Source organism: Wolbachia endosymbiont (group A) of Conops quadrifasciatus (assembly GCF_964027015.1).
GTDB lineage: Bacteria > Pseudomonadota > Alphaproteobacteria > Rickettsiales > Anaplasmataceae > Wolbachia.
The window spans coordinates 1,281,474-1,296,015 of record NZ_OZ034722.1; the positions used below are offsets into that span (position 1 = coordinate 1,281,474).

General features: G+C 33.5%; 10 protein-coding genes and 1 tRNA gene. 6 read left to right on the top strand and 5 right to left on the bottom strand.

What is annotated here, in order from left to right; translation table 11 throughout:
• Positions 1-2: 2 nt before the first annotated feature.
• From infB to AAGD69_RS06625, 3 genes are all read right to left on the bottom strand, one after another.
• Entirely contained in the window at positions 3-2,327 is a 2,325-nt protein-coding gene (gene infB / locus AAGD69_RS06615; RefSeq protein WP_341812092.1) for a translation initiation factor IF-2, read from the bottom strand.
• Between the two features lie 9 nt (positions 2,328-2,336).
• Positions 2,337-3,899 carry a transcription termination factor NusA gene (gene nusA / locus AAGD69_RS06620; protein WP_341812093.1) on the bottom strand — a complete coding sequence of 521 codons (1,563 nt, stop codon included), beginning with the start codon at positions 3,897-3,899 and terminating at the stop codon, positions 2,337-2,339.
• Positions 3,900-3,987: 88 nt separating this feature from the next.
• The gene (locus AAGD69_RS06625; RefSeq protein ID WP_341812094.1) at positions 3,988-7,062 is read right to left on the bottom strand and encodes an efflux RND transporter permease subunit; all 3,075 of its coding nucleotides are present in this window, start codon (positions 7,060-7,062) and stop codon (positions 3,988-3,990) included.
• 175 nt (positions 7,063-7,237) lie between these two features.
• On the opposite strand from AAGD69_RS06625, the gene AAGD69_RS06630 reads away from it, so the two are divergent.
• Complete coding sequence (locus AAGD69_RS06630; RefSeq protein WP_341812095.1) at positions 7,238-7,783, top strand: hypothetical protein; 546 nt, start codon at positions 7,238-7,240, stop codon at positions 7,781-7,783.
• A gap of 50 nt (positions 7,784-7,833) precedes the next feature.
• Here AAGD69_RS06630 and AAGD69_RS06635 read toward each other — a convergent pair whose 3' ends face one another.
• Complete coding sequence (locus AAGD69_RS06635) at positions 7,834-8,592, bottom strand: glutamine synthetase (protein ID WP_341812096.1); 759 nt, start codon at positions 8,590-8,592, stop codon at positions 7,834-7,836.
• 326 nt (positions 8,593-8,918) lie between these two features.
• Here AAGD69_RS06635 and dnaA point away from each other — a divergent pair, with 326 nt between their 5' ends.
• Complete coding sequence (gene dnaA, locus AAGD69_RS06640) at positions 8,919-10,301, top strand: chromosomal replication initiator protein DnaA (RefSeq protein WP_341812662.1); 1,383 nt, start codon at positions 8,919-8,921, stop codon at positions 10,299-10,301.
• A gap of 27 nt (positions 10,302-10,328) precedes the next feature.
• On the opposite strand, the gene AAGD69_RS06645 is transcribed toward dnaA, so the two are convergent.
• Entirely contained in the window at positions 10,329-11,594 is a 1,266-nt protein-coding gene (locus tag AAGD69_RS06645; RefSeq protein WP_341812097.1) for a metallophosphoesterase, read from the bottom strand.
• A gap of 190 nt (positions 11,595-11,784) precedes the next feature.
• Here AAGD69_RS06645 and AAGD69_RS06650 point away from each other — a divergent pair.
• The 4 genes from AAGD69_RS06650 (at position 11,785) to virB9 (ending at position 14,526) form a co-directional block, all read left to right on the top strand.
• Positions 11,785-11,872 (top strand) — tRNA-Leu (locus tag AAGD69_RS06650).
• A 31-nt stretch (positions 11,873-11,903) separates the two neighbouring features.
• Positions 11,904-12,986, top strand: coding sequence for a GTP cyclohydrolase II (locus AAGD69_RS06655; RefSeq protein ID WP_341812098.1), 1,083 nt, complete (start codon positions 11,904-11,906; stop codon positions 12,984-12,986).
• Between the two features lie 72 nt (positions 12,987-13,058).
• Positions 13,059-13,739: a type IV secretion system protein gene (locus tag AAGD69_RS06660; protein ID WP_341812099.1), complete on the top strand. Its 681-nt coding sequence runs from the start codon at positions 13,059-13,061 to the stop codon at positions 13,737-13,739.
• Positions 13,726-14,526 (top strand): P-type conjugative transfer protein VirB9, encoded by an 801-nt coding sequence (virB9, locus tag AAGD69_RS06665; RefSeq protein WP_341812100.1) that lies wholly within the window; start codon positions 13,726-13,728, stop codon positions 14,524-14,526. Before AAGD69_RS06660 ends, virB9 begins: the two co-directional genes overlap by 14 nt.
• Positions 14,527-14,542 lie beyond the last annotated feature (16 nt).

Below are 14,542 nucleotides of genomic sequence, written 5' to 3' on the forward strand. Positions count from 1 at the left end.
TACTATAACACCCTTTCTTCTTGCACTAATTGATAAGCTTCCAAAATATCTCCAACTTTAATATCGATATTACCCTCTAGTGATACTCCGCATTCAAAGTTTACACCTACTTCTTTAACATCATCTTTAAATCTACGTAGTGCTTTTAACTTTCCTTCATGCACCAATTTGCCACCACGCACTACCTTAATTAAAGAATCTTTTCTTATGACTCCATCACTTACGTAACATCCAATGATATTACCAGCTTTAGATACGTTAAATATTTGCCTCACAGATGCAGAACCAACATGAACCTCTCGTGTAACAGGCTTTAACATTTTAGTTAAATACATTCTCATGTCGTCAATGAGCTCGTATATTATGTTATAAGTATGTATTTCTACACCTTTTTGTTTTGCCAAGTCCCTTATTTTTGAGTCCACTTTTACATTAAAAGCTAAAATTACTGCACTTGATGCTTCTGCAAGCAGTACATCTGAATCTGTTATCCCTCCTACTGCTTTGTGTAGGATATTTAATTTCACTTGGTCTTTACCGAGTTTATCAATTGAACTTGATATTGCTTCAATAGAACCAGTTACATCGCACTTTAAAACTACAGATAGTTCTTCTGTTTCACTTTTATTACGACTGAATATATCTAAATTATTGTCGTCTGAATCTTCTTTCTTTTTCTTGATCAACTCTAGCCTGTATTCAACAATTTCACGCGCCTGCTTTTCAGAATTTACAACAACAAATTTATCTCCAGCATTTGGCACACCATTTAGACCAGTAATTTCAATTGGAGCGGAGGGTAGTGCTGCTTTTTCTCTTTGACCAAGGTGATTAACCATACTACGTACTTTGCTGTATGTTGTACCAACTACCAATATATCACCAACCTTTAACGTTCCTTCCTCAACTATCAATGTAGCTGATATTCCTTTCGCTTTATCTATTTTGGATTCTATTACCCATCCAAGTGCTCGACAATCCTCTATTGCTTCTAGCTTCATTAATTCAGCGATTAACAAAATCGCCTCTTCTAGTTTATCTAAATTAGTTTTCTTTTTTGCTGATACTGGCACAATCATAATATCACCACCAAGCTCTTCAGAGATGAGATCATATTGAGGCAAACTATTAATTATTTTTTCTACATCACCAGGTTCAGATTTATCAATTTTATTAATAGCAACTATAATAGAAACATTTGCTGCTTTTGCATGATTTATTGCTTCAACTGTTTGTTTCATGATTCCATCGTCAGCTGCAACTACTATTACGACTATATTAGTAATATTGGCACCACGTGCACGCATCGCAGTGAACGCTTCATGTCCTGGTGTATCAATAAAAGTAATTTTTTGCTTATCTTTTGTCGTTATTTGATAAGCACCTATGTGTTGAGTTATGCCACCTGACTCTCTTTCTGCAACATTAGATTCACGAAATGCATCGAGCAATGAGGTTTTACCATGATCGACGTGTCCCATAAAAGTGACGATTGGTGGTTTAGGTTTTTTAGGCAGGCTTTCTCTGCCTTCTATAAAAAATAAATCCTTTTCTCTGTTGGTATCGCTCACTCGTTTAGCCGTATGATTAAATTTTTCCACTATTTCAGATGCTATATCTGGATCCACCAGATCATCTACTCTATAACTCTCACCGACTTCTTCTTTGAACATTTTTAGCACACTCTTGCTATCTTCTGCCATACGAACAGATAACTCCCTGATAGTTATTTTGTCTGGTATAACAACTTCTCTTGATATATTTTTACCCTTAGTAAACTTTGACTTTCTACTTCTTATACCAAATCTTTGCTTAAATACAGGGGGTTGTTCAGTTTTTTCATCTATTGCCTGTGCAATTACCAGTTTAGAATGCTTAGAATATATATCTTTGTTGACTTTAGAAGACTTTTTATTGTCGCCCTCATAGTCAATATTATCTTCTCTTAGTTCAACTAAGTGAGTATTACTTAAAACTTTCTTATTTATTTCTTTAGATAAAGTGTCCGCTTCATTTTTCTCGTCAATCTCTTTATTGCTGTCTTCTTTTGCTGTTTTCTCTTTTTCTTCTCTCTGATTTCTTTCTTTCAGCAAAGCAGCATTCTGCACAGCATTAATGCGGAAAATTTGTTCTTTCTCTGTTAAAGAACCTAATTTACTCTCGTCAAATAAATTATGTTCTTCTGCATCATGAGATTTTTTTCTTCTTTTTTTTACTATTGTAGCTCCAGTACTTGGGCTAGCTGAAGAGTTTAAATTGAGGTCTAATTTAAGCTTGCTTAAGCCTTGGAGCGTTAATTTTTTATTACTGATATCTTCATTATTCATATTATTTTATTATATTAACCCAAGCTTTTTACGTGCTTCTATGATTATTGAGTCTACTGTATCTTTTAGATTTTCTTTACTATCAGCTGAGGAAGAGAGTATGCTGCAAAACTCATAACTTGATAAATCTGCTATGTCCTCTAAAGTCTTAATATCATGTTTACTAAGAGCAATTTTATTGTCTATTGATAAAGTTAAATTGATTACATCATCTTCCATACCTAGACTTTTTAGCTCTTCTATTTTTCTATCATTTTCTGCTTTCAGGTGCTTGTTTGCTCTGTTATGAAGTTCGTTTGCAATATCCTCATTAAAGCCCTCTATTGAAGCAAGCTCTTTAATTGAAGCGTTGGATATATCTTCTACGCTTGAAAAACCTTCTGTTACCAATAGCTGACCCATAATCTCTTCTAAGTTTAAAGCTTCAGCAAATAAAGCTGAACATTGACTAAGTTCTTTACTTCGCCTTTCTGATTCTTGCTGAGTGCTTAATATCTCAATTTTCCATCCAACAAGCTCTGAAGCTAATCTTACATTCTGGCCCTTTTTTCCTATAGCTAAACTCAATTGATCTTCAGCAACTATTAACTCTATGCAATTTTCATTTTCATCAATAATAACCTTCGATACTTCTGCAGGAGTAATGGCTTTAATAACAAATTGACCCAAATCTGAGGAGTAATTTATAACGTCAATTTTTTCACCATTTAATTCGTGTATAATAGTTTTTATTCTATCTCCCTTAACTCCGACACAAGCACCTACTGGATCAATGTTCTTGTCAGGAGAGAAAACAGCAACCTTAGACCTTGAGCCGGCGTCTCTAGCTATACCTTTAATTGTTACTAACCCGTCAGCAATTTCTGGTATTTCTTGATTTAATAATGCCTCTAAAAAGCCTTCATGAGTCCTAGAAAGAATAATTTGACGTCCATCATCAGAGCGCTTAACGGTCTGTATGTAAGTTTTAACCTTATCGCCTTCACGAAATGATTCACCACCGGTCAAATTTCGCAATGGAAGATATGTCCTAGTGCCATTTATGTCTATAATAAGATCTGAATATTCTACTTGTTTAACAATACCATACCTTATTTCTCCCACCTTATCTTTAAATTCCTCATATTGCTTTTTTGACTCTTCATCTTTAATTATTTGAGCAATCTTTTGCTGGGCAATCCTTGCTGAAGCAAGATCAGTGTTAAGAGAGAGCAATTCACTAACAGTATCTCCAACTTTTGCATCTCCTTTTATTAATTTAGCTTGTGTCAGCGTAATTGATTCATACTCAGTATTCTTTTCTCCATCTGATTCGTCATCAATAACTTTTAGTTTTCTGTATGAAGTAACTTTGCCTGTATTTCTATCTATATTAACTACAATTTTACTTTTGCTACCATACTTTTGATAAGCCACTGCTTCTATAGCACTTTCTAGTGCCTTTATTACAACATTAAAATCTAAACCTTTTTGAAGTGAAAGTTCTCCTGCTGTTTTTATTACATCAAGGCTTCCAACTATGTTATTCTTGTTACTTTTCTGCTTAACACTGCTTTTACGATTAGCAATCATAATAAATAAATCCAATGTAATTAGTTATAATTATAGCTTCAACGGGCAAAGAACGCTATCTTAAATGTTAAATGATTGCTAATTTAAGTCAAGTTTTTTCATGTCTTTGTATGACAAGCAACGCTGGAGTAAAGAATAAAGTTAAGACCGTTGCAGCCAATATTCCACTTGCTATGGTTGTTGAAATGTCAACCCACCACTGGCTTGATGGAGCATCATATGTGATTTGTAGCGTAAAAAAATTGATATTTAACCTGGTAATCATCGTTATTAAACCAAGAACTGTGGTTGCAACGGTAAGCAATATTGGCCTAACGCGAGAAATTGCAGCGTTTATTACACATCGCTTGATGTCATTTTTGTGTACCTTAATTTGGTGATGAAAGGCATCAAGCAATAGTATGTTATTATTCACTATAATTCCTGCCAAAGCAATTATCCCCACTCCACACATAACAACTACGAAAACTTGTTGGATAAGAAAGAAAACAAAAAACACACATGTGGTGGATAAAAACACTGCTGTCATTACGATAAATGTATGGTATACATTATTAAACTGTGTCACTAATACCAATATCATTAGTGTAATTGCTAATATAAAAGCCTTTAACAAAAATGTTCCTGATTTTTGTTGATCTTCTTTGTCGCCTTTAAAATCAATTTTTACTCCCTTGTCCCAATCCTGGACAATAGAATTCTGAATGAACTTTACTCTTTCATTAACAAGATAGCCTGTATCCACATCAGCGGAAATTGTCACTGTACGTAATCCATCAATCCTATTTAGTTTGTTTACCTTTTTTTCGGGAGCATATTTTACTATGTTGCTCATAGGATACGGGCCATTAACTGTATTGATAAAAAGATTATCTATAGTCTTCATGTTGCGCTCCCTTCTGGGGAAACGGAGTACAATATCGATTTCTTCATCCGTGTTATTTGGTCTATATTTTCCAATCAACACTCCATTTGTAACCATCTTTATAAAATTGCCAATGGTTGCAACACTTACTCCAGAACTTGTAGCCTTACTCTTATCAACACTCATATTCCACTCTATTTCAGGTGCTGATCTGCTATCTTGAATATTTATAAACCCGGATGAAGGTTGGTCCATAATTTTTAGAATTTTCTCTGCTGCTAAATTCAGATTGGATGCACTTCCGCTGAGGTTAATTTGTATTGGCTTGTCAGCCGACGGTCCTAACTTTTCCTCTTGAACATTAATTACTATTCCTTTCATGTCTTGCACACTGCTTCTTATATCGTTTAATATGTGCTTAGCTTTGCGCCTGAAGCGCCAATCCATAAGTTCTAGTTGAATTCTGGCGATAACGTTGTCTGAAAATGCTCCTGATCTAGCGTAAGAAACATGAATTTCTTTTTCAACGCTCAAAATGCGTTCTTCCACTTCTTTGAGTATCAGATCTCGTTCTTTAGCTGATAAGCTTTCTTTTGCTTTAACACTGATTAAAATATTATCTGAATCCACTTTCGGAAAAAACTTCACTCCAGGACCAAAGGTAAAGTACAGCACACTAAATGAAAACAGGACGAATACAGTAGCACATATGAATTTTTTAGGATGATCTAAAACCTTCTCTAGCATGCGTATGTAAGCTCTTATTATAGGCCCAGCATTTTTTATCTCACCACTTTCTATAGCACTCATTTTTTTTATTTCTTTTTTTGAAGTTATTGAAGGCTTACCAAATATTGCACCAAGTGTTGGTATAAAAACCAAAGCCATAATGAGCGATCCAGTCAAAGTTAGAATTATTGTAATTGGTATGTACTGCATGAATTTACCAACAGTATCAGGCCAGAATAATAGAGGAAAAAACACTGCTAATTTAGTTAACGTCGATGATAGAACCGGATAAAACATATCACGAACTGAAGTGTGAAAGGCTTCTACTTTGTCCATTCCGCAGATCATCTTTCTATCGGCATATTCGCTGATCACAATTGCATCATCAACCAGCATGCCAACAGCCATGATTAAACTGAAGAGCACAACGATATTTAAGGTTATGCCCATAAAGTAAAGAGCTATTATCCCAATGAGAAAGGAACCGGGTATCGAGAGTGCCACAAGAATAGCAATCCTTGTTCCCATAGAAAGCATCATTATGATCAATATTAACAACACAGCGAATATTATGCCGTTTTCCAAGTCATCAAGCACATCGCGGACGTTTTTTGACTGGTCATTTAAGTACATCACTTTTAAATTTTCAGGTAATTGATCTTTTGCCTTATCCATTAAGTATTTTACTTGATTTACTGTGTCTATTATGTTTTTTCCGTTACGTTTTGAAATTTCTAGCACGACACTAGGTAATCCATTAATGCGAGCAAACCCTTGGTAATCCTCAAACCTAGGGTATACTTTTGCTATATCTTTGATTCTCAAAACTGCATCGCCTTGAGATCTAATAGGAATATTCATAATATCTTCTATATCTTTTAATAACCCTGATATTTTAATCGAATATTTACCGGTATCATTTTCCAGTGACCCAGCTCCCACTAGTCTATTATTGCTTGATATAGCTTGGAATATTTCGTTTGATTGAATGTTATATTTTGTTAGAACTGTGGGCTCAATTATAACTTCCACTGTTTCTTTACGCATACCCGCCACTTCAACTTTGAGAACATTTGGCAGAGATTCTATTTCTTTCTTTAGCTTGCGTGCTATTTCAGTGAAAGCCCTTTCTGGCAGATTACCAATTAAGCCAACATTTAATATGGGAAATAGACTCAAATTTATTTCATTGATTATTGGAGATTCCACTTCAACAGGTAACTTCGCTTTTATGTTTGAAAGCTTTGAACGGACATTATCGAGCACTTCTTTATTATCATACTCTGTTCCAAATTCGAGTATCATGTGAGCACCATCATTAGTTGCAAAAGCTCTCAATTCTTTTACACCTTCGATGGATCTTAGTTCATTTTCTATAGGAAGCACTAATAGCTTTTCACTATCTTGAGCAGAAATCCCAGGAAGTCCAACGAACACGCTGATTATAGGGATTTGTATGTCAGGGTTACTTTCCCTTGGCATTTTTACATAAACGTATGAACCGAAGATAAAAATTACTATAAGTAATAATACCACCGCCCTGTTTCGCTCTATGAGTAAGCTCTGCATGTTGAATGTTAACTAAATATGTGCGTTTGTACAATATTATAGTCGAGATACGTTGCATATTAATTAATCCTTGTATAGCTTTAAAACTTTACGTAAATAATTAAAATTTTCGCAAAATTGCAAGTATAAGAAAATTTCTGTATAATAATTCTAGAACAGTATTTGAGAGGTTATTATGGTAGCAATTCTAAATATAACAAAAGGCAAAAATAAAGTTATTGTGTCTGGACTAGCTGGGGCTTTATCAGCTTTAATATTTTTAACAGCAATTCACATTGCCGCAAAGATAGCCATTATCGTTTCTGCTGCTGCAGTTACTTACTTATTACTTTTGCTGATTCATAAAATAAGAACTAAAGCTGAAATTACTCGTGTTTCAGAAGATGAAGGTGAAGAAAAAGATACGGAAATATCCGTAAAAGAACCAAAAAGAACTGAAACTGAGCTAGCAGAAGAATTAAAAAATAAAAGAGCACAAGAAGAAATGAAAAATGGACTACCTGAACATATTGATTTCAAAGGTAATTCACTTTCTAAAAGCGCTGATACTAAAGATAGTCATTCCGTTTCTAGTGCTACAAATATTGTTATGGAACCTTTACCTAAACACATGGATGCGCTTGGTAATCCACTTCCTGAAAGACCAAGTGCAAATATTAGTATAGAATCTAAACCTGAGAGAAAACTATCTCCTGCAGAGTGGCTATACAGCATGGGGTAAATAATGATGTGAGGGAAGTGCTAGAACAGCCAGCAAAGGGGTTTAACGGGTTAGGGTTTAACATGTAGTTGTTGTATTAAGCTCTCCATCTTATATTGAGAATCAGATGCAATGCCATACACTCTATTTGGCGGAGCAATTTTGTTCTCTATACCAAAAACTATACCTTCAATTATTGCTGTGAGTACTTTTTCAAGGTTACAGTCTGCTCCAGGAACACGGTGCTCTAGATGGCATCTTTTGGAATCGTTGCCAAAATAGGGAATTCTTATCGCAGCAGTTCTGTTATTTACTCCCCAACTAATTGTAGTTGGAGTATGAATATCCGGGTACTGAAATCTTAAATATGAATCATCATTTGGAGCAAAGAACAACATATGTTTTTTCATCATTGCACATAATCCACCAATACTGTGAATCAGATAGTCACTGTACTTTTGCTCATTGCTATAAAATAAGTTATCGTTATTTGAATTCACGAGATTAACATGCACATTTAATGCACTGCCTGCTCTATCCAAATAGGGCTTTGCTTTAAAAGAAACATTCCCACCTAGTTTTTGTACTGTTTCAGTAAGTAATTGTTTCGCTAACTCAAAATGCTTAATTAAATTGTCGGAGTTCGTATAACAACCACTTTTTATCTCATATTGATGTGTAGAATTCTCCTTCTCGCAAGAAAATTCAAGAGATGCTATTTTATTTTTGATGCTACTCAGAAATAAATATTCTTTTTCTATTCCTTCAATGTAAAACTCTAGTTCAATACCGAATACAGCATGACAACTCAAATTACTTAATATAATCATAAATTTGCTTCAGTAAATCTATATTAGGTTAGCTATATTTATATGAATACTTTACTTATTTACCAGTAAATTTAACATCTTATTTATACATAATGTATTACTATTTTTAATAGCATGCTTCTAATCCTCGATACAAGCGACATTTACAAATTTTTCATTTTTTTGAAATAAAAATGATCAATTTTAGTGTTTTTATATCCTTTACAACCCATCAAAAAATCACCATAATTTTTAGTATGTATTAAGTAGTATTAGCTTTTCATTTTGCAGTAAGCTATTGATTATCTTATATTTTTCTAATTGTTGCTTTTTTCTTGGTATGGTATATGAACTTAACTAGCCCTAAGGTTTCTACTACGTTTTTTGATCAGATTATTACAGTAACGGATCACAATGTTACTTGGGAAAAAATCCAAAATTGTCTTTATAATCTTTATGGAGAAGCAACATATAACAGCTGGCTGAGTTCGCTAAAATTTGTCAGTAGCAGAAATGGGGAAGTTCTTTTATCCGTGTCAACAAGGTTTATAAAAGAGTGGATTACAGTTCATTACATGAAAAAAATATTATCATTATGGCAAAGCGAAGATAAAAGCATAGGTTCTATTGATATTCAAGTAATTGAGGAAAGGAATTCAAATTTTAATGTTATACTAAAAAACAGAGAGGAAAGTAATCATAATCTTGGTTCGCCGCTGGATCCAAGGTTCACCTTTGATAATTTTGTAGTGGGAAAGCCAAATGAATTAGCATTTACGGCGGCAAAGCGTGTGGCAGAATCTATAGATCCAATATTAGGCAGCAATCCTTTGTTTCTATATGGTGGAGTGGGACTTGGTAAAACACATCTAATGCATGCTATAGCTTGGCACATAGTCAATTCCCCATCAGAAAAAAGAAAAGTAGTATATTTATCAGCAGAGAAATTCATGTACCAATATATTACAGCGCTGCGAAGCAAAGATATTATGTTATTTAAAGAGCAATTTAGATCAGTAGATGTATTGATGGTAGATGATGTACAATTTATCAGTGGTAAAGATAGTACACAAGAAGAATTTTTTCACACTTTCAATGCATTGATAGACCAAAATAAGCAATTGGTTATATCAGCTGATAGGTCTCCTAGTGATCTTGATGGAGTGGAAGAAAGAATAAGATCACGACTCGGTTGGGGGTTGGTGGCAGATATTAATGAAACAACTTTTGAATTAAGGCTTGGTATATTGCAGGCAAAAGTGGAGCAAATGAATATGTATGTTCCGAAAGATGTCCTAGAGTTTTTAGCAAGGAACATAAAATCTAATATAAGAGAATTAGAAGGAGCATTAAATAAGGTTACCCATACCTCATTAATTGGAAGAAGTATGACGGTAGAATCAGCTAGTGAAACCCTAATCGATCTTCTTAGGTCAAATCATAGGTCAATCACAATAGAGGAAATACAAAAGAAAGTAGCTGAATTTTTCAATATAAAGGTTGCAGATATGCAATCCAATAGAAGACTTCGCAGTCTTGCAAGGCCAAGACAAATAGCTATGTATTTTGCCAAAAAATTTACGCAAAAAAGCCTACCAGATATTGGGAGAAATTTTGGTGGCAGAGACCATGCTACCGTTATACATGCAGTAAAACAAGTAGAAAATTTTATAAAGACCGACTCAAAATTTGCTGATGAAATCAATCGATTAAAAAAAATGTTTAAGTAGCGTTGTTAAAATAGCTAATAACAAGTCCTAAAATGAATCGACTATAGTTTTAATCCGTTTAAGTTTAAAATCTTCTGTTAGCTTCGCAGAATACATTTCCTTATTGTGTTGATTATAGAAGGTAAATTTGTGATCATCTAAGTTTAGTATTGCAAAGCCAAAACCGAAAAAGTTTCTAACCTCGTGTGCTAAGTAGTTTCTACCATTTGAATAGTCAAATTCTACATTTTGATAAACAGGCTCTTGATCTTGAGCGTGTAATAATGCACCACCGTTTCCAACTATAATCTGGTCTGGAACATTATCCATTAATAAAATCTGGGCTATATGAATGTGGCCAGAAACTATGGTAGTGACATTGCTTGGAAACTTATCTCCAAAAGCTTCAATTTGTGTAAGATTACCATGGCTTTTTAATGTCAAAAATTCTTTTTTTGGAGATCTCCAAAGCGGTTTATGAGTTAAAAACCACGTGGGCTTATCTTGTATCAATTTATCAAATTGCCTTTCAAAAGCATCAATTGTGCTTTGGGTTGTAAAAATATCCTCACCGGATGAAGAGTCGAAGATAAAAAATTTCATCGGTCCAGCATCTAAGGACCAACTAGAAACGAAGTTTCCACATTTTTCAGACGAAAAGGGGTATGAATCTAGATACCTGAACCATCCTTCATAAGCTCTATTACAACTCTCATGGTTTCCACGAACAAAAAGGAAAGGGGATTGTAATGAAATATCCTTTGCAGGCTCAAACCAATCAGCGTACCAAGCTTTTTTATTATATCCATAAATATCGCCACACTTTTTTGTATTTCTACATTTTGTTTGTCTATAATGATAATCACCAACATGGATAATTAAATCTGGTTTATGAAGGGCAATTGAATCTAAATTTTTTTTTAAAGGCCAGCTATCTACCGAATTACATTCCTGCTGAAGTAACATATTTATTCTACAACCCGTGTCACCAATAAAAGCAATTTTATTAACCTTTTCTGGTAATATAGGAACTCGTAGATCCTCAATACTAATGTTTTTGGCACTTGTTTGTACTGTCAGTTCACAAACTGTTTCGTTATGATCACCATTGTTAATTGAGCTGCGATTCAGCATTTCTATTTCCTCGCCATCGACATAAACAATGGGACACATGTCATTGTCTGTAATTGCACGTATGCTTAATTTATTTTCTGGAATAACTTGAGACCATGTGTATAATATTTGTGCATGGACAGAATGAAAGCTGGTTATAAGAGATAGAGCTAAAAAAATAAAGATATTAGCTACATTCATTTGTATAAAAACCTAAGTTAAAAATTAGTAGTAAGGTTGTCTTAAATGATTAAAATTTATAATCACAAAATTCATAATCAAATTATACAAGTAATTTCTAAATTATTCTAGTATCAGATTGACACTCTAGATGAAAAATTCTAAAATGATTAAATAATTTAAAATAATTATATAAGAACTACAATATAGTGCGGCCGTGGTGGAATTGGTAGACACTCAGCGTTGAGGTCGCTGTGGCTCATAAGGCCTTGGAAGTTCAAGTCTTCTCGGCCGCACCAGTTTTTTCATAGCTGCTTAATATGGGTAAAAATGTTTATAGGAAATCAGAGTAGCAATAAGGTAGAAAGAGCTATCAGCGAAATCAGGCGCGGCCGGCCAATTGTAATATATGATAAAAGTAATTACCTATTGTTCGCTGCTGCTGAGGCTTTAGAAAGAGATTTATTTAATCAATACAAGCTTATATCAAGTAATGTATATGTTACTTTAACTTCAAGTAAGGTAAAATACATATCTCAGAATAAAGAACATAACAGCAAACGTCTTTTGGTGAATAATTTTGATGAACTGCTCCATTTAATAAACTGTTCAAAGGAAGATTGCATAAGAGAGTTGCAATGCTCAAAGACAATAGATGAATGTGCTATTGCCTTGCTTAAGTTCTCAGAATTATTGCCATACGCGTTAGTGGCTGATATGACTTTTGAGAATAACCATGAAATGCGAAATTGGTGCGAGAAAAATGACGTTATTGCACTGGACACGTCATTCATAAATAATTTTCAAGAAAATCAGGATGTATATGAAGTGTGCAAAACATCATTATTTTTAAAACAGACTCAAGAAGTAAATATCATATCTTATAGAACAGAAAGTGGTGGAAGAGAACATCATGCAATTATCATTGGCAATCCAGATAAAGATGGCGAACCATTAGTAAGAATTCATTCTTCGTGCTATACGGGTGACTTGTTAGATAGCTTATCATGCGATTGCAGAAGTCAGTTACATCAAGCAATTCAAATGATAGCTGACTCTGGAAGTGGTATTATATTGTATTTAATGCAAGATGGAAGAGGCATTGGTTTAACTAATAAGTTAAGAGCGTACAGTGTGCAAAGAGGACATAATCTTGATACTGTTGATGCAAACAGAATATTAGGTTTTGAAGATGATGAAAGGAGTTTTGCTGTTGCAGCTAAAATGCTTAAGAAATTGAACATTAACAAAATCCAATTACTTACAAACAATGATAGGAAATTGTCAGAATTGGAAAGTAGTGGTATAGGAGTTACAAAGTGTCTACCACTTATTGTGGAACGTAATAAATATAACGATTCATATATGGAGACAAAGTTTGGTAAGCTAGGCCATAGATTAAGAGTTTTTTAGCTTTTTTGTTGTAACTACTTTGTTAATTTGCTATGTTTATTAACATAAGTTAAGATTTTTAGGAATACTAGAATGCTAAGATTTTTTAAGCGAGAAAAAAATACTGAATCCTTAGATAAGGATATAGATTGGAATTCAAACCGCTACAGCACAGTTATTGCTCAAAGGAATATTCTACTTTTATTTGCATTAATATTATTAGCAACGATCTCTATCAGCATATTAGTCATATTTAAAATTAGCACAAGTAGCACTATTGAGCCATTTGTTATAGAAATTGACAAGAAATCAGGAATAGTGCAATTGGTTGATCCTGTCACAGTAAAACAATATTCTGCAAATGAAGCGCTAAACGATTATTTTATTTCAGAGTATATAAAAGCAAGGGAGGTTTTTGATCCATATCATTATAATTATAACTATTATACAAAGGTGAGGTTGTTTTCCTCACCTAATGTGTATAATGAATTTAGAAATTATGTAGGATCACAGAATATGGATGATCTTTTTAATTTGTACTCAGATACCAAAAGTGAATGTAAAATTCGCTCAATTCAAAAATTGGGTAACGATGCTCTTCAGGTGAGGTTTTTTGTGGAATTTATACGGAAAGATGGAAGTTCCACAAGAAAAAATAAGATAGTTATTATGTCATATAGATATGCATCGCTTGAAATGGATGATCAGCAAAGATATATTAACCCATTAGGGTTTCAAGTTATTTCATATAGAGTAGATGATGAATATGTATAGGATATTATTAGTTTTAGCTTTACTTGTAAGTGGCAATTTAAACGCATCCATTAATTATAATGAGCCTATTTCTGTAGATAGTAGAATAAAGACTTTTGTGTATAGCCCTAATGAAGTATTTACGGTGGTTTTTAGTCAGGGTTACTATTCTTATATTGAATTTGCGGAAGGAGAAAAAGTTAAAAATATCGCTGTTGGTGATGCATCAAGTTGGAAAATTAATCCTTATGACAATAAATTGCTTATCATGCCATTTGAAGTTAGTAGTCGCACTAACATGATTATTACAACAACTAAAAAAAGAAATTACATTTTTGATTTAATCTCAAGGCCAAACTACGATAAATACCCAGATACTGATGCTAAGAAAGTGGGTCACGATTATTCTGCTGAAAAGGATATATCTTACGTAGTACGTTTTTATTATCCTCAAGAAGAAGGTGAATTTGATGTTGATTTAGATGAGGTTTCTTTACCTACTCAAATGCAATATACTACAGACAAGCCAGAAAAAATAATACAAGAAAATGATACGAAGTACAATTATACATATATTGATGAAGGTAGTAATGCGGATATAGTTCCGATTGAGCTATTTGATGATGGTTATTTAACCTATTTAAAATTTAGAAATAATAATAAAATACCTCAGATTTTTGTAGAAGAGGAGGATAAACCTTGTAAAAGGCTGTTATTTGATGATTATGTTATAATAAAAGGAGTACATAAAAAGCTATTTATGCGTTATGAAGATGGTGAAGTTGAAATTATAAATAGGTCACTTTAGTTGTGGTATATGCAAT